The 20,617-nt window shown below is 72.3% G+C and carries 24 protein-coding genes and 1 tRNA gene; 11 read left to right on the top strand and 14 right to left on the bottom strand.

The genetic code is table 11. The features are described from left to right. Positions 1 to 85 precede the first annotated feature (85 nt). Entirely contained in the window at positions 86 to 499 is a 414-nt protein-coding gene (locus tag ACFFIA_RS06330) for a hypothetical protein (RefSeq protein ID WP_377246848.1), read from the bottom strand. Positions 500 to 599: 100 nt separating this feature from the next. Here ACFFIA_RS06330 and ACFFIA_RS06325 point away from each other — a divergent pair, with 100 nt between their 5' ends. Both ACFFIA_RS06325 and ACFFIA_RS06320 read left to right on the top strand, forming a co-directional pair. Beyond that, positions 600 to 1,187, top strand: coding sequence for a hypothetical protein (locus ACFFIA_RS06325; protein ID WP_377246845.1), 588 nt, complete (start codon positions 600 to 602; stop codon positions 1,185 to 1,187). After that, the gene (locus tag ACFFIA_RS06320; RefSeq protein ID WP_377246842.1) at positions 1,184 to 2,266 is read left to right on the top strand and encodes a hypothetical protein; all 1,083 of its coding nucleotides are present in this window, start codon (positions 1,184 to 1,186) and stop codon (positions 2,264 to 2,266) included. The genes ACFFIA_RS06325 and ACFFIA_RS06320 overlap by 4 nt, the downstream gene beginning before the upstream one ends. Before the next feature lie 195 nt (positions 2,267 to 2,461). Here the strand turns inward: ACFFIA_RS06320 and ACFFIA_RS06315 are convergent, their stop codons facing one another. After that, positions 2,462 to 2,680 (bottom strand): DUF397 domain-containing protein, encoded by a 219-nt coding sequence (locus tag ACFFIA_RS06315; protein WP_377246839.1) that lies wholly within the window; start codon positions 2,678 to 2,680, stop codon positions 2,462 to 2,464. Further along, complete coding sequence (locus tag ACFFIA_RS06310) at positions 2,677 to 3,549, bottom strand: helix-turn-helix domain-containing protein (protein WP_377246836.1); 873 nt, start codon at positions 3,547 to 3,549, stop codon at positions 2,677 to 2,679. The genes ACFFIA_RS06315 and ACFFIA_RS06310 overlap by 4 nt, the downstream gene beginning before the upstream one ends. 630 nt (positions 3,550 to 4,179) lie before the next feature. Between ACFFIA_RS06310 and ACFFIA_RS06305 the strand changes: the two genes are divergently transcribed. After that, positions 4,180 to 5,247 (top strand): ABC transporter substrate-binding protein, encoded by a 1,068-nt coding sequence (locus ACFFIA_RS06305; protein ID WP_377246833.1) that lies wholly within the window; start codon positions 4,180 to 4,182, stop codon positions 5,245 to 5,247. Next, entirely contained in the window at positions 5,244 to 5,987 is a 744-nt protein-coding gene (locus tag ACFFIA_RS06300) for a methyltransferase domain-containing protein (RefSeq protein ID WP_377246830.1), read from the top strand. Before ACFFIA_RS06305 ends, ACFFIA_RS06300 begins: the two co-directional genes overlap by 4 nt. Positions 5,988 to 6,066: 79 nt before the next feature. On the opposite strand, the gene ACFFIA_RS06295 is transcribed toward ACFFIA_RS06300, so the two are convergent. From ACFFIA_RS06295 to ACFFIA_RS06285, 3 genes are read right to left on the bottom strand one after another with little or no spacing between them, the layout of a single operon-like run. Beyond that, on the bottom strand, positions 6,067 to 6,948 hold the full coding sequence (locus tag ACFFIA_RS06295; protein ID WP_377246827.1) for an ABC transporter permease: 882 nt from the start codon (positions 6,946 to 6,948) through the stop codon (positions 6,067 to 6,069). Beyond that, a complete protein-coding gene (locus ACFFIA_RS06290; RefSeq protein ID WP_377246824.1) occupies positions 6,935 to 7,867 on the bottom strand; it encodes an ABC transporter ATP-binding protein in 933 nt (310 codons plus the stop codon). The genes ACFFIA_RS06295 and ACFFIA_RS06290 overlap by 14 nt, the downstream gene beginning before the upstream one ends. Continuing rightward, the gene (locus ACFFIA_RS06285; protein ID WP_377246821.1) at positions 7,864 to 8,946 is read right to left on the bottom strand and encodes a LolA family protein; all 1,083 of its coding nucleotides are present in this window, start codon (positions 8,944 to 8,946) and stop codon (positions 7,864 to 7,866) included. The genes ACFFIA_RS06290 and ACFFIA_RS06285 overlap by 4 nt, the downstream gene beginning before the upstream one ends. A 97-nt stretch (positions 8,947 to 9,043) precedes the next feature. Here ACFFIA_RS06285 and ACFFIA_RS06280 point away from each other — a divergent pair, with 97 nt between their 5' ends. Further along, entirely contained in the window at positions 9,044 to 9,700 is a 657-nt protein-coding gene (locus tag ACFFIA_RS06280) for a response regulator transcription factor (protein WP_377246818.1), read from the top strand. 41 nt (positions 9,701 to 9,741) lie between these two features. Beyond that, positions 9,742 to 11,058 carry a sensor histidine kinase gene (locus ACFFIA_RS06275; RefSeq protein ID WP_377247039.1) on the top strand — a complete coding sequence of 439 codons (1,317 nt, stop codon included), beginning with the start codon at positions 9,742 to 9,744 and terminating at the stop codon, positions 11,056 to 11,058. 1 nt (position 11,059) lies between these two features. On the opposite strand, the gene ACFFIA_RS06270 is transcribed toward ACFFIA_RS06275, so the two are convergent. Both ACFFIA_RS06270 and ACFFIA_RS06265 read right to left on the bottom strand, forming a co-directional pair. Continuing rightward, positions 11,060 to 12,481 (bottom strand): tetratricopeptide repeat protein, encoded by a 1,422-nt coding sequence (locus ACFFIA_RS06270; RefSeq protein ID WP_377246815.1) that lies wholly within the window; start codon positions 12,479 to 12,481, stop codon positions 11,060 to 11,062. 28 nt (positions 12,482 to 12,509) lie between these two features. Next, the gene (locus ACFFIA_RS06265; protein ID WP_377246812.1) at positions 12,510 to 12,974 is read right to left on the bottom strand and encodes a MarR family winged helix-turn-helix transcriptional regulator; all 465 of its coding nucleotides are present in this window, start codon (positions 12,972 to 12,974) and stop codon (positions 12,510 to 12,512) included. Positions 12,975 to 13,030: 56 nt separating this feature from the next. Here ACFFIA_RS06265 and ACFFIA_RS06260 point away from each other — a divergent pair, with 56 nt between their 5' ends. Further along, positions 13,031 to 13,552, top strand: coding sequence for a VOC family protein (locus ACFFIA_RS06260; protein ID WP_377246809.1), 522 nt, complete (start codon positions 13,031 to 13,033; stop codon positions 13,550 to 13,552). A 17-nt stretch (positions 13,553 to 13,569) separates the two neighbouring features. Next, positions 13,570 to 14,442, top strand: a complete 873-nt coding sequence (locus ACFFIA_RS06255) for a hypothetical protein (protein ID WP_377246806.1) — start codon at positions 13,570 to 13,572, stop codon at positions 14,440 to 14,442. A gap of 107 nt (positions 14,443 to 14,549) precedes the next feature. Here ACFFIA_RS06255 and ACFFIA_RS06250 read toward each other — a convergent pair whose 3' ends face one another. The 5 genes from ACFFIA_RS06250 to ACFFIA_RS06230 form a co-directional block, all read right to left on the bottom strand. Continuing rightward, positions 14,550 to 15,005 (bottom strand): RrF2 family transcriptional regulator, encoded by a 456-nt coding sequence (locus ACFFIA_RS06250; RefSeq protein ID WP_377246803.1) that lies wholly within the window; start codon positions 15,003 to 15,005, stop codon positions 14,550 to 14,552. 7 nt (positions 15,006 to 15,012) lie between these two features. After that, on the bottom strand, positions 15,013 to 15,864 hold the full coding sequence (locus ACFFIA_RS06245) for a helix-turn-helix domain-containing protein (RefSeq protein ID WP_377246800.1): 852 nt from the start codon (positions 15,862 to 15,864) through the stop codon (positions 15,013 to 15,015). 62 nt (positions 15,865 to 15,926) lie between these two features. Further along, the gene (locus ACFFIA_RS06240) at positions 15,927 to 16,235 is read right to left on the bottom strand and encodes a CocE/NonD family hydrolase C-terminal non-catalytic domain-containing protein (protein ID WP_377246797.1); all 309 of its coding nucleotides are present in this window, start codon (positions 16,233 to 16,235) and stop codon (positions 15,927 to 15,929) included. Further along, positions 16,127 to 17,038 (bottom strand): alpha/beta hydrolase family protein, encoded by a 912-nt coding sequence (locus ACFFIA_RS06235; protein ID WP_377246794.1) that lies wholly within the window; start codon positions 17,036 to 17,038, stop codon positions 16,127 to 16,129. The genes ACFFIA_RS06240 and ACFFIA_RS06235 overlap by 109 nt, the downstream gene beginning before the upstream one ends. 215 nt (positions 17,039 to 17,253) lie before the next feature. Next, entirely contained in the window at positions 17,254 to 17,685 is a 432-nt protein-coding gene (locus ACFFIA_RS06230; protein WP_173032702.1) for an SsgA family sporulation/cell division regulator, read from the bottom strand. A 416-nt stretch (positions 17,686 to 18,101) separates the two neighbouring features. Between ACFFIA_RS06230 and ACFFIA_RS06225 the strand changes: the two genes are divergently transcribed. The 3 genes from ACFFIA_RS06225 (at position 18,102) to ACFFIA_RS06215 (ending at position 18,988) form a co-directional block, all read left to right on the top strand. Beyond that, positions 18,102 to 18,320 (top strand): hypothetical protein, encoded by a 219-nt coding sequence (locus tag ACFFIA_RS06225; protein ID WP_377246791.1) that lies wholly within the window; start codon positions 18,102 to 18,104, stop codon positions 18,318 to 18,320. 26 nt (positions 18,321 to 18,346) lie between these two features. Then, on the top strand, positions 18,347 to 18,763 hold the full coding sequence (locus ACFFIA_RS06220; protein WP_377246788.1) for a TIGR02611 family protein: 417 nt from the start codon (positions 18,347 to 18,349) through the stop codon (positions 18,761 to 18,763). Positions 18,764 to 18,916: 153 nt separating this feature from the next. After that, positions 18,917 to 18,988, top strand: a tRNA-Val gene (locus ACFFIA_RS06215). A gap of 106 nt (positions 18,989 to 19,094) precedes the next feature. Here ACFFIA_RS06215 and ACFFIA_RS06210 read toward each other — a convergent pair. Then, positions 19,095 to 20,615, bottom strand: a complete 1,521-nt coding sequence (locus ACFFIA_RS06210; RefSeq protein WP_377246785.1) for a LacI family DNA-binding transcriptional regulator — start codon at positions 20,613 to 20,615, stop codon at positions 19,095 to 19,097. Positions 20,616 to 20,617: the final 2 nt, after the last annotated feature.

The raw sequence follows: 20,617 nt of genomic DNA, 5'->3' as shown, positions 1-20,617 counted from the left end.
GGTTGACGCCGGAGTCGGCAAACGGGTGTGGGCAGGCATGCGGAAGCCACAGTGGAGCTACCGCGGAAAGGAATTCAGGCCGCGCCTATATGCGCAGCACAGCCACCCACATCGGAACCGACGCCGGCACTCGGAGGCGAGGAACGCGAAGCCGGGTCCACCAGGACGCCCAGTAGGCCAGCAGTGGGCCGCGAACCGCGTCGGCCAACGCCAGCCCAGCCAGCGCCACGACCACGAACAGGCAGGCGCTGGCCGCAGTCTCACCGAGACCGTGCCCACCATCCGAAGCGCCACCGTCCGCCTTGGCCTCCAGCCCGCCGGGCAGCGAAGCCTGCAAGATGATGTTGGGGCAGGCGACATGCCCCGCCACGGACACCGGCGCCAGCGGACTGTCACCACACGACACGCCACCGAACAGCGCGATCGTGAACAACGCCCCCGCGACCATGAACCAGCGCAGCAACGGCACCGAACACACTCGGCCGGCCGCGACAGTCACCAGACCAGGGTACGCGAAGCACGACGCGAAAACCGTCACGACGATGCCTCATGTGAGCTGGCTGCTGGAGCGCCTCAGCGTCTGAGAGGATGCTGGGATCATGAGTCCCCCCTGGATCCTTGTCGTCGACGCTGGCGATTACGACCTCCGCGCGCTCGACGAGGCGGTACGTTCCGCGGCCGAATCCGTCGGAGCTGTCCGGATCGAGGAGCGTGGCGGCCGGTTCGTGCTGGTCGTACCGTCCGAGGGCGTCCATCCGGCGGCTGTGGCGATCCGCTTTCCGGCGGTGCTGGCCGGCCACCTCGTCGCGGCGCCCGGTCCGGTGCTGTTGGTGATCGACCACGACACCGGCCCCGACCGGGCGCTGCGCCTGGCCAGGGCTTTGCACGGCCCGGCGGTCGACCCGCCGCTGACCTTCGCACTCACCGAGGAGGCATGGCGGGCGCTTGGTCAGGGCGCGGACCCGGTGCCGCTGCGCGACTTCCGAAAGGTCACCATCTACGACGAAGATGAGGTACTGGAGGCCTGGATCCGCAGCCCGGACGACCTTGACACGCCGGCCGCCGAGGATCCGGGCTGGGACGGGCGAGGCATACCTGGCGCAGTGACGGCGGAGCCTGACTGGGACGGACCGGACGAAGGCGTCTTCGGTCCACCGCCGGGACCCGACTTTCCGACAGACCGATGAGCGACATCGTCAAGGGCATCATCGGCGGTGGCTGGCCGCTGCTCATCGGCTGGATCCTCCCCGCCGCGCTCAACGTGCTGGTCTTCGTGCTTGTGGTCCTGCCCGGCGCCGGACTCGCCGGCGCACGGGGCATCTCGCAGGACGGACTGCTGGTCGGGCTCGCCGCCGTCGTGGTCGGGCTCCTGCTCGCCGCGGTCCAGACCCCGCTGTACCGGCTCCTGGAGGGCTACGTCGGCTGGCGCCCCAAGGTAGGCGAGCCACACGGCTGGCGGCCGGGCGCCGTGCTGGAGCGGTGGCGGCGCCGCCAGATCGAGCGGCGGCAGGTGCTGCTCGGCCGGGTCGACCTGGTCGAGCTCACCCAGCTCGAGGACGCCGGCCGGCTGACCGACGCCGATGACCGCGAACGCCTCGCCGAGGTCCGCGCCGATCCGCGCCTCGAACCGTACCGCGCGGACCTGGCTCGCAGCGCCTCCCAGTTGGGGCTGTTGCGGGAACGGCTGGGTCGCTACCCGGTGGACGAGCGGCAGGTGGTGCCGACCCGGCTCGGCAACGCGATCCGGCGGCTGGAGGAGTACGGGTACGACCGGTTTCGGCTCGACTCGCAACGGATGTGGTACGAACTGAGCGCCGCCGCTCCCGAACGCACCACGAAACAGGTCGAACAGGCACGCACCACAGTGGACATGACCATCGCCATGCTCTACGGCAACCTGCTCCTCGCGGTCGCCACCCTCGGCTGCACGCTGGTGGCGGCCCCCGGTGCGTGGCCGCTCTACCTTCTCGCCGTCGCGGCGTTCGCGCTGACCCGCGTCTGGTACGAACTCGCGATCCGGGCCACCGACGACTGGGCCGCCGGCGTGCGATCACTGGTCAACCTCGGCCGCCAGCCGCTCGCCGAGGCGATGGGACTGCGGCTCCCGGACACGATCGCCGCCGAACGCGACATGTGGTCGAAGGTCGCCTCTACCGTCGCCCGCCCGTATCACCCACGGCGGGCCGCCCTCGACAAATATCGGGCGGCGCCGCCAGAGCAAACGGCTGAGGAACTCGGTAGCGACCCGCCGCCAACCGGACAGTAGCGAGGTCTGCCCGGGTCTTTCGTCGAGTGCATCACGACGAGGCGGTGGCAAGGTTGGAAGCGCGTGTGACAGTCATCCAAAGTAGACCCTGAGTGGGGGCAGGATCGCCTGCCCCCACTCAGAGCCGGATCGTCAGGCGCCTCGACCGCGAAACGGCTCGGCCGTCAGGCGGTGTGAGCGCTGGCGACTCGACCGTCAGGCGCCGAAGTCGAACTCGCCATCCTTGACGCCGCCGATGAACGCCTCCCACTCCGAGCGGGTGTAGACGATCGTGGCGCCGTCGGGGGCCTTGCTGTGCCGCACCGCGACCCGGCCGCTGCCGTCGGCAAGCGGGCCGGCCTCGACGCAGTTGCCGCCGAGATTGTCGCTCCGGGTGCTGATGTGCCAGGCGACGCCTGGCAGTGTCTCGCTCATGACAACTCCTCCGCGAGTGTTGCGATGAGCGCCATCGACTCAGTGGTGCTGAGTGCGACCTCCCGCAAGCCATCGTACGCCTTCGAGTAGCGATGCGCGCGAGTGGCTTCCATGAAGAGTCGCCCGCCGAGATGCTCCACATAGGCCACCTCCGGATATGGCCGCTGCATCTTGAAAAGCGTGAAACTGCCGCCCAGTCCGGCGTGCAGACCCACCTGTGTCGGGATCACCCGCACCTCGACGTGGGGCCGCTCCACCGCGCGCGCGAGGTGCTCGAGTTGAGCGCGAAGCACCAACCGGCCGCCGATCTGGCGCCGCAACACCGATTCCTCCACGAGTGCGGCGAGGCGCTTGGGCGGCTTCTCGTCGAGGATGAGCTGCCGCTCCATGCGCAGTCGCACCCACCGGTCGATCTTCTGCGGATTGGCCTGCGCGCCCTCGCTGTACCGAATCGCGGACTCGGCGTAGTCGCGGGTGTGCAGGAGGCCGGGCAGGACCATCGTGGAGTAGGTGCAGATCTCCTCCGCCCGCGACTCCAGCCACGGGTAGTCCACAAAGGTCTGGTCGTAGACGGTTCCTTCGAAATCGTCGTCCCAGCGGTTGACCCGCCACGCGTCCTGGGCGAGCTGCACGAGCTGCGCCCGCTCCCGTTCGTCGTACACGCCGTAGACGTCGAGGAGCGCGACCACGTGGTCACGTCGGAACGGCCACTCGGCCCGCTCGTATCGCGCCAGCGTGGAGAACTCCACGCCGAGGTATGCCGCGATGTACTTCAGCGTGAGGCCGCGCTCTTCGCGTAGCTCACGCATCCGCTGGCCGAGCCACTGGGCCCGGATCGTCTGGACGAACTGCTCTCGTTTGGTCGGCATTTCCACCTCTCGTAGGGACCTCTTGGCGGCCATGCCCTATGTGGCGATGGCGCGGACGCGTCGGTCGTGCAGTTGTGCGTGCACCGCAGCCGGCCCGAACAAACGGTGGAAAGGATTTGCTGGTAAGGGAATCCGGTCGGGTGCGTCCGCCCGAATCCGGTCAGTTTTCTACCACGTCCTGGGCACCAGTTGCCAGGCCCTGCGCGGAAACCGCGTTTTTGCTATGTCGCAACTGGCAAAGGAGTTGGCGCGCTTCCGGGATAACACGTTGTCCCGCAACGCCAAGCACTTGGGCGGCATTGCCTTTCCCGATCGTCTTCTTGTCCCAAGAAAGCGCCATTCGAGACCGTGCTTCCAGTGAACGCGGCAACGCGTTCCGGCCCGAGTACGACCCCGGAAAGGCACCACCGCAATCTGACGCATCACCGGCCGGGAGGCAATCCCCGATCCCGGCCACCCCGGGGCGCGAGTGCGAACGCGCCCCGGTCACTCCCTTGTAGACGACTCCCCGGCGGTGTGACGACACCGACTCCGCGCCGCTGGGCGAGACCGGCGGGCGTGCCCGCGCGCCTCCCGCAGACGCGCCACATGCGTGGGCACGCCCGCCCCTTTCCATCCCCCGGAGGAGATGTGAACCTCGTCAAGCGTGTGTCCGCCGCCGCACTGGTGGCCGTACTCGCGACCGGCGCCTGCGACAGCGGCGGGGAGCCGGAGACCGCACCGCCCGACAAGGTGACCTACCTGACCGCGGTCGGCGCCTTCGGCCGCGAAGCGTACGCGTGGGTCGCCAAGGAGAAGGGCTTCTTCGCCGAGGCCGGGATCGAGGTGGAGATCCGGCCCGGCTCCGGCACCGTCGAGAACCTGGGGCTGCTCGCCTCCGGTCGGGCCCAGTTCTCGGCCAACGACCTGTCCGCGGTGATGATCGTGCTTGGCAACGGCAAGTACCGCCAGGACGTGCGCGCGGTCGCGGCGATCCAGCAGCGCACGCTCAACTCCGTCACCGCGCTGTCCGGCACCGGCGTCGAGACGCCCCGGGACCTCGCCGGGCGCACCATCGGCGGCGTGCGGGGCGGCGCCCCATGGCTGCTGTTCCCCGCGTACGCCAAGCTCGCCGGCATCGACCCGGCCTCGGTGAAGTGGATCGGCGTGGAGGCGGCGCAGATGCCGAAGCTTCTCGCTGTCCGGAAGGTCGACGGCGTGGGGCAGTTCGTGGTGGCGCGGCCCGCGGTGGAGAAGGCGGCGGGCGGCCGGCCGGCGGTCGTGCTGCCGTACTCCGACGTGCTCACCGACTTGTATGGCAACGCGCTCGTCACCTCCACCACCGTGCTGCGCGAGGATCCCGACCTGGTGCGCCGCTTCGCCGACGCGCTGCTGGCCGGCCTCGTGTACGCCGTCGCGCATCCGGCGGAGGCGGGCCAGATCCTGCGCAGGTACGTGCCGACGGCGGACCCGGTCACCGCGGCCGCCGAGATCGAGCTGATGGCGCCCTACATCCGCGCCAACGGCCTGGTCGGCGTCTTCGAGCCGGCCCGGGTCGCCCGCGCGGTCGCGATCCTGCGCGGTACGGGCATCGTCACCGGCGAGCTCGCCACCACCGATCTGGTGGCGTTCGACCTCGTGACCGGCTCGGTCCGATCCGGCGAGCTCGCCACCACCGATCTGGTGGCGTTCGACCTCGTGACCGGCTCGGTCCGATGAGGACGGCCAGCGACACCGACCTCGACGTGCGCCGCGAGGTGTACCTGGCCGCCGCCCTCGACGCGTTCAGCATCGGGCGGCTGGCCGGGCTCCCGCACCTGTCCGGCGCGCGCTGCCTGGACCTCGGTGTTGGCGGCAGCGCCGTACCCGTCTGGCTGGCCGACCGGGTCGGCACGGAAGGCGAGGTGGTGGTCGCGGACGCCGAACCGCTGCCGCCCGGCCTGCTCGCTCCCGGCCGGTACGCGCTGATCCGTGCGCGGCTGCTGCTCATGCGCACGCCGCATCCGGAGGCGCTGCTGCGCCGGCTGGCCGCCGCGCTGGCGCCCGGCGGCACGCTGGTCGTGGAGGACTGGCACCTGTGGCCGGACGACGCGGTGCTGGCCGCGCCGAGCGCCCGCGACGCCCACCTGGTCGACCGCTGCCTGCGCCTGCTGGCCGAGCAGGTCCTGCCCGCCCTCGGCGTGGATCCGGGCTGGGCGCCCCGCGCGCACACCGCCGCCCGCGCCGCCGGCCTGACCACAGTGGACACCGCGATCCACGCGCCGGTCTGGGCGGCGGGGGAGCCGGGCGCGTTGCTGCTCGCGGTCGACCTGGCCCGCCACCACCGCCGCTACCTGGCCGCCGGTGTGGCGCCGGCCGAGCTCGACCGCGTGCGGCAGCTGGTCACCGATCCCGGCTCCGGCCTGGTGCTTCGCGGTCACCTGCTCTACTCCACCTGCGGCGGCGCCGGCTTCTATTGACCCCGGGGCGGGCGGCCACACGATGCCACGCGGCCACGCCGGGCGCGCATGGCGCCGACGCGGCCGTGTGGCACGGCTCTTACGAGGTCACGTCGCGGGAGCCGAACCTCGCCCACGCCGCGCTCAGGAAGATGACGATGTACGCCGCCGCGGACAGCAGCCCGCTGCGCAGCGGATCCCACGCCACCGGGTCGCGGAGCAGGTCGCCGAAGCTGTTCCACCAGTGCGTGATCAGGTACGGATGGAGCCAGTCGATCTGCGGGATCACGCCGAGGATCCAGCTCGCCATCGTCAGCATCGTGATGGCGATCGTGGCGCCCATCGGCTGCTCGGTGAGCGTCGAGATGAACAGCCCGACGGCGCCGAGCGCGGACAGGCAGACGGTCATGTAGAGACAGATCGCCAGCAGCCGCAGCAGCGCCTCGCCCAGCCCGATCGTCGTGCCGGACAGCAGGGTGAGGTCACCACCGCCGAAGAGCACCAGCCCGACCAGCAGGCCGGTGCCGGCGACCGTCACCGTGGCGATAAAGGCGCCGACCACGATCGCGGCGTACTTGACCGCCAGCAGTCGGGTGCGGTGCACCGGCACGGTGAGCAGATACCGCAGCGTGCCCACGTTGGCCTCGCCGGCGACCGAGTCACCGGCGACGGCCGCCACCGCGATCGGCAGGAACAGCTGGATCTCCAGGGCCAGCGCGGCGAGCGCCACGAAGAGGCCGTTGCTGGTGATCGAGCCGACGAAGTTGGGCCCGCCCTCGGCGAACTCGGACGGGTCCGGGTTGGCCATCTTCACCGCGACCGCGATGATGATCGGTACCGCCGCCAGCACCGCCAGGCCGGCCTGGTTGCGGCGGCGCCGCCCGATCAGGCTCAGCTCGGAGGCGAAGAACCGCAACGGCATCGCGCCCGCGCGGCGCGTGCCGGTCGTGGCGGCGGGCACCGCCGTGTCAACCGCTGACATCGAAGCCCTCCCCGGTCAGGCCGACGAACTGCTCCTCCAGGTCGGCCGAGACGACCGCGAAGCCGCGTACCGGCACGCCGTCGTGCACGAGCGCGGCCACCACCTTCTCCGGCGCGACCGGGCCCAGCAGGCCGCTGGCGCCGGCGCCGTCGTGGGCCACCTCGGACAGGCCCAGCTCCCGCAGGACACGGGCGGCGTCGACCGGCCGGTCGGTGCGGACCTGGGCGCGCGGCGCGGCCCCGCTGCGCAGGTCTTCCAATGTGGACTGGGCGACCAGCCGGCCCTGGTGCATGACGCCGACGTGGCTGCACACCTGCTCGACCTCGGACAGCAGATGCGTGGAGAGCATGACCGTCGCGCCCTCGGCGGCCAGCGCCAAGATCAGCGCCCGCACCTCCCGCGTGCCCTGCGGGTCGAGCCCGTTGGTCGGCTCGTCCAGGATCAGCAGGTCGCGCGGGGCGAGCATCGCGGCGGCGAGCGCGAGCCGCTGCCGCATGCCCAGCGAGTACGCCCGGAAGCGCTTGCTGGCCGCCGCGCCCAGACCGACCCGGTCCAGTGCCGTCCGGATGCGGGCCTGCGCGGTGTCCCGCCGCGCGGTGCGGTCGGCCGCGTCGAGCCGCCGCAGATTGTCGAAACCGGACAGGTACGGGTGGAAGCCCGGCCCCTCGACCAGCGCGCCCACGCGGGGCAGCACGGTCCCGGCGCCGCCGGGCATCCGCTCGCCGAGCAGGGCGTGGCCGCCCGAGGTGGGCCGGATCAGGCCGAGGAGCATGCGGATCGTCGTGGTCTTGCCCGAGCCGTTGGGGCCCAGGAATCCGTAGACCGCCCCGCGGGGGACCGCCAGGTCGACGGCGTTGACCGCGACCTGGCGTCCGAACCGCTTCGTGAGCCCGCTGGTCTCGACCGCGAAGGCGGTCACTTGTGCTCCTGGGCTACCTCATACAACCGCTCGGGAGCCACCATCCCGGCGAACAGCCGCCCGTCGTCCGTCAGCAGGACGTTGAACAGCTTGCTCGTGAACAGCCGACCGCTGCCCCACGCGCCGCTGACCGAGGGGAGCGCGCCGAGCATCTGCGCCTCCTGCTTGGCCTCCGCGTCGGAAGCCGGGGTGGGCGGCGTGCCCTTGATCACGGCGACCGTCGTCCAGCCCTCGCCCACGGTCGTGAAGCTCGACTCCTCCGGTGCCTTCGGCTGCTCGCCGGCCTTCGGCGTGTCGTCGGACTCCTCGATCTTCGCGTTGGGCGGCGGGTTGAACTCGAACTGCTCGTCGTCCGGCCGGGCGAATTCGACCTGGGTGAACGCGATCTGGAACGCCGTGTGGTCGGTGCCCTTGGGGAAGACCTCCAGCCGCAGCGGCACGTACTCGGCGGCGTCGATCGCGATCCGCACCTCTCCCACCAGCGAGGTCTTGTCGCGCGGGGCGAGCACCAGCTCGTACGCGTCGCGCCCGGCGATCGTCGCGGACCGCCCCACGGTGACCTCCGTCGTGGGGTCGACCGCGGCCAGCGCCCGGTCGGCCGCCTCCTGCGGGGTCATCGGCAGCGCGTGCGGCTCGGTGTCCGCCTCGCTGATCTTGCGGTGGCTGGCCTTGTTTTCCTGGCTCGACCACAGCCACAGGTCGGACCCGTTGCGGATCACGTCGGTCTCGCCCAGCGTGCCCATCAGCGCGACCCGGGCCTTGTCCGGCCCGGAATACCAGACGCGCAGCGTGTTGGTGCCGGTGACCAGCGACGCGATGTCGGCCGAGCCGCTGCCGCCGCCGCTGAGGGCGGGCAGCGCGGGAAGGCCGAGGTCGGCCGACTGGACCACCGTGCCGGACAACCCGTCGAGCCGGGCCGTCTGCAGGTCGACCAGCAGTTGCTGGGCGGTCCGCGGCGGCAGGCTCGGCTCGGCCGACGCGGCGAACGTGCCGACGGCGGCCCCTCCGCCGACCACCACCGCCACCGCCGCGGCGGGGACGAGCCACCGCAGCGCGGGTCGGGAACTGATTACTGACATGTTTCGCACCTCCTGGCACTCATCGTGCGCAACCCGCCCTGTGAGCGCGCTGAGAGTACCTGTGGCCTCACTCAGCCAGGATGGCACGCTTGGGGGCGTGCGGTTGCTGGTGGTGGAAGACGAGGCCCGCCTGGCGACGGCCCTCCAGCGGGGCCTGCAGGGCGAGGGCTTCGCCGTCGATGTGGCCGCCGACGGCCCGACCGGGCTGGAGATGGCCCGGCACGGCGGATACGACGCCATGATCCTCGATGTGATGCTGCCCGGGCTCTCCGGCTACCGCGTGGTGCGCCAGCTGCGCGCCGAGGAGCACTGGCTGCCGGTGCTCATGCTCTCCGCCAAGGACGGGGAGTACGACCAGGCCGACGGCCTCGACTGCGGCGCCGACGACTACCTGACCAAGCCCTTCTCGTACGTGGTGCTGCTGGCCCGCCTGCGCGCCCTGCTGCGCCGGGGCGCCCCGCAGCGGCCGACCGTGCTCACCGTGGGCGCGCTGCGCCTCGACCCGGCCGAGCGGCGGGTCACGCTCGACGGCGCCGAGATCGCGCTCACCGCCCGCGAGTACGCCCTGCTGGAATACCTCATGCGCCGCGCCGGCGAGGTCGTCTCCAAGACCGAGCTGCTCGACCACGTGTGGGACGCCAGCATCGAGACCGCGCCCAACGCCGTCGAGGTGTACGTGGGCTACCTGCGGCGCAAGCTCGGCCGCGACGTGTTGGAGACGGTACGCGGCGCGGGCTACCGGCTGAGCCCGTGAGACCGAAATGGTGGCGCCGGATCAGCCTGCGCGCCCGGCTGATGCTCATCGGCGTCACCGGGCTGACCGTCGGCCTCGCGGTCGGCGGCGTGGTGATGGTCTTCGCGCTCGGCCTCGCGCTCCAGGCCACCGCCGACAGCGAGGCCCGGCAGAGCGCCGAGGGCGTGGCGGCGCTGGTCGAGGAAGACCGCGTGCCGGAGCCGCTGCCGGTGGTCGGCGACGTACGGGTGCAGGTGGTCGACGCCCAGCACCGGGTCCTGGCCGCCTCGATCGACGCCGACCGGCTGGTGCCGGTGCTCCGCCGCGACGAGATGCCCCGCGCCCGGGCCGGGGAGAGCCTCTACATCGAGGGCGACCGGCTGGGCATGCGCGGACCGGTGCGGGTCGTCGCGGCGACGGCGGGCTCCGAGACGGTACTGGTGGCCAAGTCGATGTCCGACCTCACGCAGAGCGTGCGGCTGCTGCGCAACATCCTGCTGATCACGTTCCCGCTGCTGCTCGTGGGGCTGGCCGCGGTCGCGTGGCGGGTGATCGGGCTCACCCTGCGCCCGGTCGAGGCGCTGCGCAGCGGCGCCGAGGAGATCACCGGCGGCGCCCGCCCCGGCCAGCTGCCCGTGCCCGACTCGCACGACGAGATCCACCGGCTGGCGGTCACGCTCAACGGCATGCTCGACCGGCTGGAGGCGGCCCGGGCCAAGCAGCGGGCGTTCGTGGCCGACGCGGCGCACGAGCTGCGCAGCCCGTTGACCAACATGCGTACGCAGCTCGAGGTCGCCCAGCGCCTCGGCGACCGCACCGACTGGCCCGCCGTCGCCGACGACCTGCTGCTGGACACGCAGCGGCTCAGCCGCCTCGTCGACGACCTGCTGCTGCTCGCCCGGGCCGACGACGCCGGGAGCCGGGCGCTGCGCTCGCTGCCGGTCGAGCTCGGCGAGCTGATCGCCACGGTGGCCGAGCGCTTCCCGTCGCCCCCGGTCACCGTCACCGCCCCCGCCGATCCGCTCTGGACCACGGGGGAGCCGGAGGCGCTGGCCCGCGCGATCGGCAACCTGATCGACAACGCTGCCCGCCACACCGGCTCCACGGTCAGGGTGGCGGCCCGCCGCGACGGCCGGTACCACCTGGTGACCGTGACCGACGACGGGCCCGGCATCCCGGCCGCGGACCGCGAGCGGGTCTTCGACCGCTTCACCCGCCTCGACGACGCCCGGGCGCGCGACGCGGGCGGCGCCGGGCTGGGGCTGGCGATCGTGCGCGAGCTGGTGCGCCGCCACGGCGGCACCGTCCGCCTGGCCGACGCCACTCCCGGCCCCGGCCTGCGGGCCGAGATCCGCCTCCCGGCGGCACCGGCGCCGTAGGTCAGCCCTGGCGGGTCGTGCAGACCGGCTTGGCGCGCCCGATCGTCTCGGCGGAGTAGACCACGGCGATCTCGAAGCAGAAGTCGCGGTCTTGCTCCAGCCCGTGCACCACGTAGCTGGTCGAGCCCGCCGGCAGATCCTCGAACGGGCGCTGCTGCTGCCCCTTCGGCGCGCCGGAGACCCGCACCTTGCCCTGCGCGCCCACCGGGTAGGCCCACCGCAGCTCGATGCTCTGCCCGCCGTCGTCGATGGTCACGCGGCTGGGCGGCGTGCCGGGGCGGGCCGGCGCGGCCGCGGTGGGGCTGGGCGGGGCCGCGGAGGTGGCCGGCGCGCTCGCCTGGGGCGCGCTGGTGGCGGGCGGGGGCGGCCAGCTCGCGGCCGGCGGGGCGGTCTCGTCGCCGCCCTGGCCCTGCTCGACCGCGGCGAGCCCGACCACGACCGCGACCGCGCCGATCACGGCCGCGACCAGCGCGCCGGTGACCAGCGGCGCCGGTCCGCCCCGGCCGCGGCGGCGCCTGTGCTCGCGCGGCACGTGCACGGGCAGCTTCGCCGCGCGGTCGCCGGGCGGCCAGGTCTCCGCGATGTCGGGTGGCACCGGCGACTGCGGCCGGTTGGGCGGCGCCTCGCCGCGTGCCGGGGGCAGGTCGAGCGGCGAACCGTCCACATCGCGCAGACCGGGGTAGGCGTCGTCGTCGCCGGAGACCGGTGCGGTGGGCAGCGCGGGGCCGCCGCAGTTGTGGTGCGGGTTGGCCGGCGCGCGGGAGAGGGAGGCGATCTGGGTCACCAGCGGATGATCCGGATCAAGGTAGGCCCGGCACAGCTCGCGGGCGTGGGCCAGGTGCTGGTGCGCCTCGGTGAACTGCCCGCAGTCGCGCTCCATCGCGCCGAGCCGGGCCAGCATGCGGATGCCGGCGGGGTGCGCGTCCCCGTACGCCTCGCGGGTCATGTCCCACGCCTCGGCGAGCCGGGCCCGGGCGATGTCGCACTCGCCCCGCGCGTACTCCACAGTGGCCAGATCGGCGTGCGCGGCCAGCACCTGCGGCGACTCCGGCCCCTCCAGCGCGGTGAGTCCTTCGATCACCGAGCCGTAGAGGGCGGCCGCGTCGGCGTGGTTGCCGATCCGGTGCAGCACCGAGGCGAGGGTGGCGGCCGCCCGGATGGTGCGCTCGTGCGTGGGGCCGTAGAGGCGGCTTTCCGCCTCGTGGGCGAACGCGGCCCAGGCCCGCGCCGAGTGCGGCTCGCCGAGCCCCACCAGCACGCGCGAGTGCAGGCTCGCGGCGTCGGCCAGGGCCGTGGTGGCGCGCTCCGGATCGGTGTCGGCCGCCGACAGCGCGTCGGCGAGCAGCAGCTGCGCCGCGGAGAGATCGCCCGCCTCGAAGAGGTCGTACGCCCGCGCGGTCACTTCGGCCAACCCTGTAGACATCTGCCTCATCGTGCTGGACCGGCGACGATCAGTACAAGGGCCTGCCCGGATCGAGATGGTCCAACATGGCCTCGCTGATCTGCCGCAGCTGCGCCACCTGTTCGGGCGTGAGCTGGTCGAACAGGTGCGTACGCACGCCCTCGACGTGCCCGTGCGCCGCCTCGGCCAGCACGCGGAAGCCCTCCTCGGTGAGCACCGCCAGTTGGCCGCGGCGGTCGGTGGGGCAGTCTTCGCGCCGTACCCAGCCGTGCTCCTCCAGCCGCGCCACCGCGTGCGAGAGGCGGCTGCGCGAGGAGGAGGTGGCCTCGGCCAGATCGCTCATGCGCAGCCGGCGGCTGGGCGCCTCGGAGAGGCGGACCAGGATCTCGTAGTACGCGTGCGGCATGCCGGCGTCGCGCTGCAGCTCGCGGTCGAGCGTGTCCCAGAGCGCCCGCGACGCGTGCAGGAAGGCCCGCCAGGTGCGCTGCTCCTCGTCGTTGAGCCACCGGGTCATGCCGGAAAGCCTAACGAGCTTGTTGAACGCTCAACCATCGGGGTACCGTGCAGGTCATGGGTGTTCATCGGCTCAACCATGCCGTCCTTTTCGTCCGCGATGTCAACCGTAGCGTCGCCTTCTACCGGGACGTCCTGGGTTTCCGCCCGATCGCGATGACCCCGGACGGCTTCAAGGGCGCCGCCTTCCTCCAGGCGCCCGACTCCACCAACGACCACGACCTGGGGCTCTTCGAGATCGGTGACGGCGCGGGACCCTCGCCCGCCGGCCGTAGCACCGTCGGCCTCTACCACCTCGCCTGGGAGGTCGACACGCTCGACGAGCTCGAGCGCATCGCCGGCAAGCTGGCCGAGGCCGGCGCCTTGGTCGGCAGCTCCGACCACGGCACCACGAAGAGCCTCTATGGCAAAGACCCGGACGGTCTGGAGTTCGAGGTCGTCTGGCTGATCCCGGCCGACCTGCTGGACTCCGCCGCCATCGAGGCGCGCAAGCGCATCCGCCCCCTCGACATCGCGCGGGAGAAGCAGCGGTACGGCGCGCGGACCCGAGGCGGTGTGGGTATCTCCGTCACGGCGTGACGCGGTACAACTTATTCATGAGCGCTGTTGCCGGTGCCCTCCGGGAGCTGCTGGTGCGCTACCTCGACGCCTGGACCCCGGTGGCGCTGCACAGCGCGCGGGGCGCCACGTTCGCCTACGGCTGGAGCGACTCGCCCGACGAGCACGCGGCCGAGGCCGCCGTGCGGGTCTTCGCCGAGTTCGCCGACCGGCTGCGCGGGCGCCGCCTCACGGTCGTGCTGGTCGGCCCCGCGCCCGCCACACTGGCCCGCCGCCTCGACACCGTCCAGGCCGAGCTGCGCACCCCGCCCGAGCTGAGCGTCCACGCCGTCGAGGGCGACCTCGACGCCCGCCTGCCCGCCGCGCTCAAGGCCGCGGGCGCCGCCGTCGCCCCGCTCCTGGCCTTCCTGGACAGCGCCGGGCCCGCGTCACTGGCCGCCGCCGGCACCGGTAAGCCCGCCGAGGTCCTGCTCGTTTCTGGTACGGGCCAGCTGCCGACCCCGCCGATGCCGCTGACCGCCCACGTGGAGCTGGTCGGCGGCGACGGCGCGGCCCGCCTGGTGACCTTCGCGACCACGGTCGGCAAGGGGCTGGAGGCGTTCAAGAACGCGCTCTGGGCCGTCGACGAGTATGCCGGAGTCCGCTACCGCGACCCCCGCGACCCCGAGGGGCACCTGCTCGACATCTCGCTCAGCCCGCATCCCGGCCCGCTGCGCCGCGAGCTGCTCGCACACCTGGCCTCGGCGGGCCCGCGCACGGTGACCGACCTGCGGCAGTTCACGCTGACTCACACCGTCTACCGCGCCGCCGACACGGTGCGCGTGCTCAGCGCGCTGCTCACGGCCGGCACGGTGACCCGCGACCCCGAGCGCGGCCGGCTCGGCGGCGACGTGGTGATCGCCCTGTCGTGAGGGCGCCCCGGGGGGTTGTGAATCGCGGCGGGTGAGGCCGCGGGAGCAGCGGTCGGGACCGCGACGGACAGCGCGGCAGCCCGGATCTGTCTCTTTGAATCTGCGGGCTAGCGGGGCTCCCAGGCGTCGGGGCGGGTCGTGAGCTTGCGGACGTGCGCCGGCATCTTGCCGCTCACCATCTCGGCGAGGCTGACCTCGTCGACGACCTCGCGCACCGCGGCCCGCACGGCGACCCACAGGCGGGGGAGGTTTTCCGCCGCGCCGTCGTATCGTGTCTCCTCCGGCCGCAGCCCGCGCACACCGGCGAGCGGGCCGTCGACCGCGCGCAGGATCGACCCGATCGTGATCTCCTTCGGCGACTGGGCCAGCGTGTAGCCGCCCTCCGCCCCCCGCTGGGCGCGCACGATGCCGGCACGGCGCAGATCGGCGAGGACCGCCTCGAGAAACTTGCGAGGCATTTCCTGCTCGTGGGCGAGCGCCTGTGCGGACATCAGGGACGGGTAGGCGGCAGCGAGACTGAGCGCGGCTCGCACCGCGTAGTCACCGCGGGCGGAGATTTGCACCCCTACATCATGCCTGCACGAAACCCGGAACCGGGTCGAGGGGTGGTCGTGGCGCGGGTACGGGCCGCCAGGCGGGCTCGGCCGTGCCGGTCCACTCCTGCCGGAACGTGCCCGGGCTGACCCCTGCCTCGCGCTGGAAGAAACGGCCGAAGTTGGTCGGCTCGGGAAACCCCAGCCGCCGCCCGATCTCGGCGACCGGCAGGTCGGTGCCGGCCAGCAGCCGCTTCGCCTCCAGCGTGACCCGGTCGTCGATGACCTGCTTGGCGGTGCGGCCGGTGGCCGCGAGGCTGGCCCGGGTCAGCGTGCGTACGCAGCAGTCGAGCCGGTCCGCGTAGTCCTCGACCCGGCGGCTGCCCGCGTATCCCCGCTCCACCTCCTCCCGGAAGCGGGCGAAGGTCTCGTCGGCCGTGCCGTCGGCGGACTCGGCCCCCAGCAGGCGCACGCGGAGCAGGAGCGTGGCGAGCTGCTGCCGCAGCAGCTGCGGCGCGAGCTCCCGCTCGCAGTCGACCACGAGCTGGCTGACCTCGTTGATGACCGCGTCCTCGTCTTCGCCGGCGAGCTGGCGGTAGGTGGGGCCGGCGTCCGGCAGATCGGGGCCGGGCCTCCAGCACAGCAGCGTGGCGTCGAGCCCGGGCTGGCCGCCGGGGCGGACGAGCTGACCGGGGTTCGCCCACACCAATGTGCCGGGCCGGCACTGGTGCACCTCGAAGTCGACCTCGTGCGTGCCGTGCCCCTTGGTGACCAGCATGAGCTGGTGCTCGTCCAAGATGGACGCTCCGTGTGGTGCGAGGTCACGCAGCGTGCCGGTGGTGATCCCGGCATCCCCATCGAGACTCGGGGGCAGACCGGAACCGACCATCCACTCGACCGTAGCCGCAGCCGCGCGACCTCGCATCCCATCAGGGCAAAGCTGCCGGTTGCTCACCGCAACGGCACGTCCACCCAACTCGGCCCGCTGACCGAGATCGATGCCCCGTACGGGTTGGCGTCGAAGTAGAGCGGGTCCTCCGTGTCGAGTACGAGCGCGAGCCGGTGGCCGGCCGGCACGTTCCACGCGGTGGCCGGGAGCGCGAGGTCGAGCACCTGCCGCCCGCCGGACAGCCACGTGTACGGCGCGTGCGTCACCAGCCGCCCGGTGCCGAGCAGGTCCACGTCGTACAGGTACGCGACGAGCGTGCCGGTCGCCGCGGCCGGGGTGACCGTGAGGTGAACCCGCGGGCTGCCGCGCACCGCAGCACCGCCTGGGGGTGGCGGGTCTGGTTCGCGTACAGCGACTCGACCAGGTCACTCCACCCCGAGAGGGCGGCCACCGCGCGTACCCGGGGGTCGTGGGCGGCGGCGATGAGGCCGATGCCGGCACCGTACGAGACACCGCCCAGCCCCACGCGAGCCGGGTCGGCGGTCGTGTTGGCGTCCAGCCAGTCGATGGCGGCCGAGACGTCGGCGACGTCGGCCGGCCCCGCCGTGTCGATCCGCCCGCCCGAGCCCCAGAAGCCGCGCGCCGTGTACGACAGCACCACGTACCCGGCGGTCGCCAGTGATCTCGCCTGGGCGAGGTACTCGGCGTCGTTGAGGCCCCAACTCGAGATGAAGACGACCGCCGGGTGCGGGCCGGCGGTGGTGGGGGAGATGAGGTTCGCCTTGAGGACCGCGCCGTCGCGCGCGGGCAGGTCGACCAGACGAAACGCCGTGGTCGGCGCCGCGTGCGCCGGTGCCGGCGCCGTCGCCAGCAGGCAGACGCTCCCGAGTACGGCGGCGAGCAGGCGCGCGCTCCGCCGGTGGTGGTGTGGCTGGGGGTGGCCGGCGGTTGGGCCGGCTCCGGTTGGGCGGTGGTGTGGTTCGGGTTGGCTGGCTGCGGCCCGGCGGCGGTGTGGCTCGGCGCGGCCGGCTCGGGTTGGGCGGTGGCGTGGTCCGGTGGGGCTGGCTGCGGCTGGGCGTGGGGCGGCCGGTGCGGCGGTCGTGTGCGGGGGTGCGGTCGTGTGCGGAGGGCTGGCTCGTCCGGACAGGACGAGCTGAGTGTGGGACAGCGCCATGGTGACCTCGCGGGGGAGTGGCCGGGCCCGGAGGACGGCCGGGTCCGGCGAGCGAGCCGCGGTGGCGCCACGAAGAAGTTACCGAACGGTAGCGTAGGTGTTAGCCAGGTCACAAGAGGGGAACGTCGATGTCTTCGGCCCTCGTGCCAGGGACATCAAAAAGCGCCGCGCGGAGTCGGCAGCTCCGCGCGGCGCTCGGGTTGTTGTGTGGCGCGTCAGCGCCCCGCCAGCAGGCGGTTGACCGCCGCGTCGACATCGAGGTGGTCGGTCTCGCGACCGCGTGGCACCACGACGTAGGTGCGTCGTAGGAACCGCACCAGCACGCTGCGCGGCACCTCGAAGAGGGCGTTGCCGTCGGGCGACGACAGCGCGAGCGCGACGAAGTCCCCGCGCGGCGTGGCCCACGGCCACACGCGCACGTCGCCGATCCCGGCGGGCTCGTCCAGTCCCGTGACGAGCAGCTCGCGGGCGAAGGACCAACTGACCGCTTCGCCTCCCGCCGACTCGGCGTGGAACAGTACGTGGACCGCGTACGGATCGGCCGGGTCGTAGCGCAAGCTGGCCCGTACCGGCAGCGCCGTCGCATCCGGTGCGACGAGCCGTAGTGACGTCTCGACCTCTACGGTCGTCGGTCGGATGGCACTCATGGACGTTCTCCCCCCGGCACCGCTGCGGGACGCATCTGCCCCGCGTCTCCCATACTCAGTGGATACTCCTGATTACGCTCCGCCATACGCTGATCTCACCCAGTAGTGGGAAGACGGCCCCGATTTGCCACAAGAATGAACCGCTTTCGGATAAGATGTCCGGTTCGTTTTTCGTGGTGGTTGCCGCCCGGCGTCGGGTGTGGCTCAGACGTCGACTCACTCCGGTAACGTCCAGTGGTCCGTATGAGTGACGGGCGGGACGAGACTGCGGAGGCAAAATGGCCCCAAAAGAGGCCATACTGGGTCGCGAGACCAGCGCCCGGCAGCCCGTTCCGGGGGGTGCGAAGCGATGACGGGGACAGACGTGGTGGACGCCACAGGGACGGGTCCTCCCAGGGGAGAGGACCCCGCGCGGGGTGACCGCGCTTCGGCAGGCGCCGGCGTGGACGGCGGTGCTGGCGCTTCGGGCGGCGGTGCCGCTTCGCACGGCGGTGGTGCCGCTTCGGGCGGTGCTGCTTCGGGCGGTGCTGCTTCGGGCGGTGCTGCTTCGGGCGGTGGCGGTGGTGCCGCTTCGGGCGGCGCTGTCTCGCGGGGTGCCGCTTCGGGCGGTAGTGCTTCGGGCGGCGTCGGGCTGAGTGACGCCGAGCCGGACGGCGGCGGCGTGGCGGTCGACACCGACCTGCTCCGCAAGCCCCGCTGGCGAGACCGGGTGAGCACGACCCTCGAACTCATCCGCGCCAACCCCACCGGCCGGGTGACCCTGAAGGTCGCCGTCGGCCTGGCCGGCCTGCTGGTGGTCGTACTCGGCGCGCTGCTGATCCCCCTGCCCGGCCCCGGCTGGCTGATCGTCCTCGGTGGACTCGGCATCTGGGCGATCGAGTTCTCGTGGGCCAAGCGCCTCCTCGGCTTCACGCGACGCAACCTCCGCATGTGGACCAGGTGGGTGACCCGCCAGTCCTGGGCCGTCCGCCTCACCATCGGCCTGTTCGGCATGGTCTTCGTCAGCACTGTGGTGTGGGCGTCGGTGTTGCTGAGCTTCGACGTCAACCTGGTGACCGAGGTGCTCGACCGCCTGTGAGGCGGCCCGGCCTGTGAGGGCTGGGCGGCCCGCGGCCCCGCTTCTCCGCCCGGCCGTGGCTGCCGCCGAGTCCTCCGCACGAAGCGGAAGCGCGACGCGCGGGGGGCTGAGATGCGCGACGGGGAGCAGATCGGGTACAGTCGTCCGCGCTGAGGGCGATTAGCTCAGCGGGAGAGCGCTTCGTTCACACCGAAGAGGTCACTGGTTCGATCCCAGTATCGCCCACACGTGTTTCCCCAGCTCAGAGGCCATGCGGCAGATAGCCAGCCTGGCCTCTTCTCACTCTCCCGGGCCGTGTCGGGAGAATTCTGGGAGACGATCTCTACCGTGGTCACTGCGTCCCCCGCTCCCGTAGGAGTCTGTCCAGGACGGCCACCGGCGAGCCCGGGGCGAGCGTCCGCCGCTCCTCCATCGCCGTCGACCAGGACCCGGTCAGGCCGTCGAGGAGCCGCCGCCGCATCACCGGCGTGACGTGGGAGTACCGCGCCTGGACCGAGCCGTCCGCGTGACCCATCCGCTCGTCCATCAGCTTGCCCGGCGTGCCCAGCTCCTCCATGAGTGTCTTGTGCGTGTGCCGCAGCCCATGCGGAGTCAAGCCCCGGGCGATCGGTAGCCAGCAGGCATCCGCCCGGCCGGCCGCGTTCCGACCCCGCACCGGGATTCCAGGCCACGGTTCGCCGAGGATCGGCACCGGGCGCACGGCAAGGCGCTGACCCTTCGTCGGGTACCAGCCCGTTGCCGCCGGCTGGAACAGCCAGGTAGCGAAGTTGGACCGCCGCCAGTGCGCGGCCAGCTCCCCGGACGCGCCGCCCCGCACATAGCCGAGGTCGGCAATGGCCTTGGCGATCCGCTCGTGCGTCTCCGTGGCCACAACCTCCGGGTGGTTGAGCGCCGCCGAGGCGGTAGCGGGGGAGACGCCCGCCAGTCGCGCTACGTCGACCAGCGTCGCCCCGGGCCGGCGAGCCGCCCCGTTGGGTGGCCGATGACCGCTGAACACGTAGGTCAGTTCATGGCACGGGCAGGGCTTCGGCTGGGTGCGTGCGATGTGCTCGGCCACCAGCCGGGCGAGCCAGTCCGGTGTGTCGATGGTGCGGTACGAGTCGTCCTTCGGTGGGCACCGGTGCAGCTCGCCCGTGTCCAGTTCGTAGAGCTGCCACTCCACCCGGATGCCGCCCGTGCGGGCGTACCCGGTCTCCAGGCCGACCAGCTCACCCCACCGCAGGCCGGTGAATCCGGCCAGCACCACCGCGACGAACTCGTCATCACGGCCGGACAGCAGAGCCGCCCGCTCTGCGATGAGCAGAATGCCGAGCGCCGTAGTGACCGTCTTCTCCGGCGCCCGGGTGCGGGAGCGACCGGCCCGCTTGCCGCGACCGCGACGGCGGGACGCCGGGTTGGACTCCCGGAGCCCTTCCGCCACCGCATCGGCGAGGATCAGATGAAGCGTGGATCGCCAAGTTCTGATGCTCGACTCCGCGTAGCCGGCCGCCCGCTCCTTCCGCTCCCATGCGATGACGTCAACATCCAGGATGTCCCTCACGGGCACCGGTTCGAACTCCGGTAGTAGGTGCTCCTCGATGTGTCGTCGGTAGTTCTGCATAGTCGACAGCGCGAGATCCTGCGCGGCGTACCAGCGGTTCACGTACTCGCCGAAGGTGATCCGGCCCGCACTCGGGTTGCGCGAGGTTCCGGCGCGTACCTTGGCCTCCGCGTCGTTGGCAGCTTGCTCTGCCTCTCGCCGGGTGCGGAAGCGGATGACCGCGCCAGCCTCGTTCTTGACGGTGCCGTACTTGCCGGACGCGATCTTGTATCGGCCGCGCCAGTAGTCGCCGCGCTTTTCCGCGTATCCCATCG

Source organism: Phytohabitans kaempferiae (genome assembly GCF_042433955.1).
Classification (GTDB): domain Bacteria; phylum Actinomycetota; class Actinomycetes; order Mycobacteriales; family Micromonosporaceae; genus Phytohabitans; species Phytohabitans kaempferiae.
The sequence above is the reverse complement of the archived record's forward strand: the minus strand, read 5'-3'. Positions and strand labels throughout refer to the sequence as shown.

What these genes read in the sequence shown, in the direction of transcription:
- ACFFIA_RS06255 (WP_377246806.1), top strand. Translation starts at nt 13,570, where the DNA reads ATGAGCGCTGTTGCCGGTGCCCTCCGGGAGCTGCTGGTGCGCTACCTC.
- ACFFIA_RS06245 (WP_377246800.1), bottom strand. Translation starts at nt 15,864, where the DNA reads ATGGTCGGTTCCGGTCTGCCCCCGAGTCTCGATGGGGATGCCGGGATC.
- ACFFIA_RS06315 (WP_377246839.1), bottom strand. Translation starts at nt 2,680, where the DNA reads ATGAGCGAGACACTGCCAGGCGTCGCCTGGCACATCAGCACCCGGAGC.
- ACFFIA_RS06300 (WP_377246830.1), top strand. Translation starts at nt 5,244, where the DNA reads ATGAGGACGGCCAGCGACACCGACCTCGACGTGCGCCGCGAGGTGTAC.
- ACFFIA_RS06320 (WP_377246842.1), top strand. Translation starts at nt 1,184, where the DNA reads ATGAGCGACATCGTCAAGGGCATCATCGGCGGTGGCTGGCCGCTGCTC.
- ACFFIA_RS06295 (WP_377246827.1), bottom strand. Translation starts at nt 6,948, where the DNA reads ATGTCAGCGGTTGACACGGCGGTGCCCGCCGCCACGACCGGCACGCGC.
- ACFFIA_RS06310 (WP_377246836.1), bottom strand. Translation starts at nt 3,549, where the DNA reads ATGCCGACCAAACGAGAGCAGTTCGTCCAGACGATCCGGGCCCAGTGG.
- ACFFIA_RS06265 (WP_377246812.1), bottom strand. Translation starts at nt 12,974, where the DNA reads ATGACCCGGTGGCTCAACGACGAGGAGCAGCGCACCTGGCGGGCCTTC.
- ACFFIA_RS06325 (WP_377246845.1), top strand. Translation starts at nt 600, where the DNA reads ATGAGTCCCCCCTGGATCCTTGTCGTCGACGCTGGCGATTACGACCTC.
- ACFFIA_RS06235 (WP_377246794.1), bottom strand. Translation starts at nt 17,038, where the DNA reads ATGGCGCTGTCCCACACTCAGCTCGTCCTGTCCGGACGAGCCAGCCCT.
- ACFFIA_RS06230 (WP_173032702.1), bottom strand. Translation starts at nt 17,685, where the DNA reads ATGAGTGCCATCCGACCGACGACCGTAGAGGTCGAGACGTCACTACGG.
- ACFFIA_RS06285 (WP_377246821.1), bottom strand. Translation starts at nt 8,946, where the DNA reads ATGTCAGTAATCAGTTCCCGACCCGCGCTGCGGTGGCTCGTCCCCGCC.
- ACFFIA_RS06210 (WP_377246785.1), bottom strand. Translation starts at nt 20,615, where the DNA reads ATGGGATACGCGGAAAAGCGCGGCGACTACTGGCGCGGCCGATACAAG.
- ACFFIA_RS06270 (WP_377246815.1), bottom strand. Translation starts at nt 12,481, where the DNA reads ATGTCTACAGGGTTGGCCGAAGTGACCGCGCGGGCGTACGACCTCTTC.
- ACFFIA_RS06260 (WP_377246809.1), top strand. Translation starts at nt 13,031, where the DNA reads ATGGGTGTTCATCGGCTCAACCATGCCGTCCTTTTCGTCCGCGATGTC.
- ACFFIA_RS06275 (WP_377247039.1), top strand. Translation starts at nt 9,742, where the DNA reads ATGCTCATCGGCGTCACCGGGCTGACCGTCGGCCTCGCGGTCGGCGGC.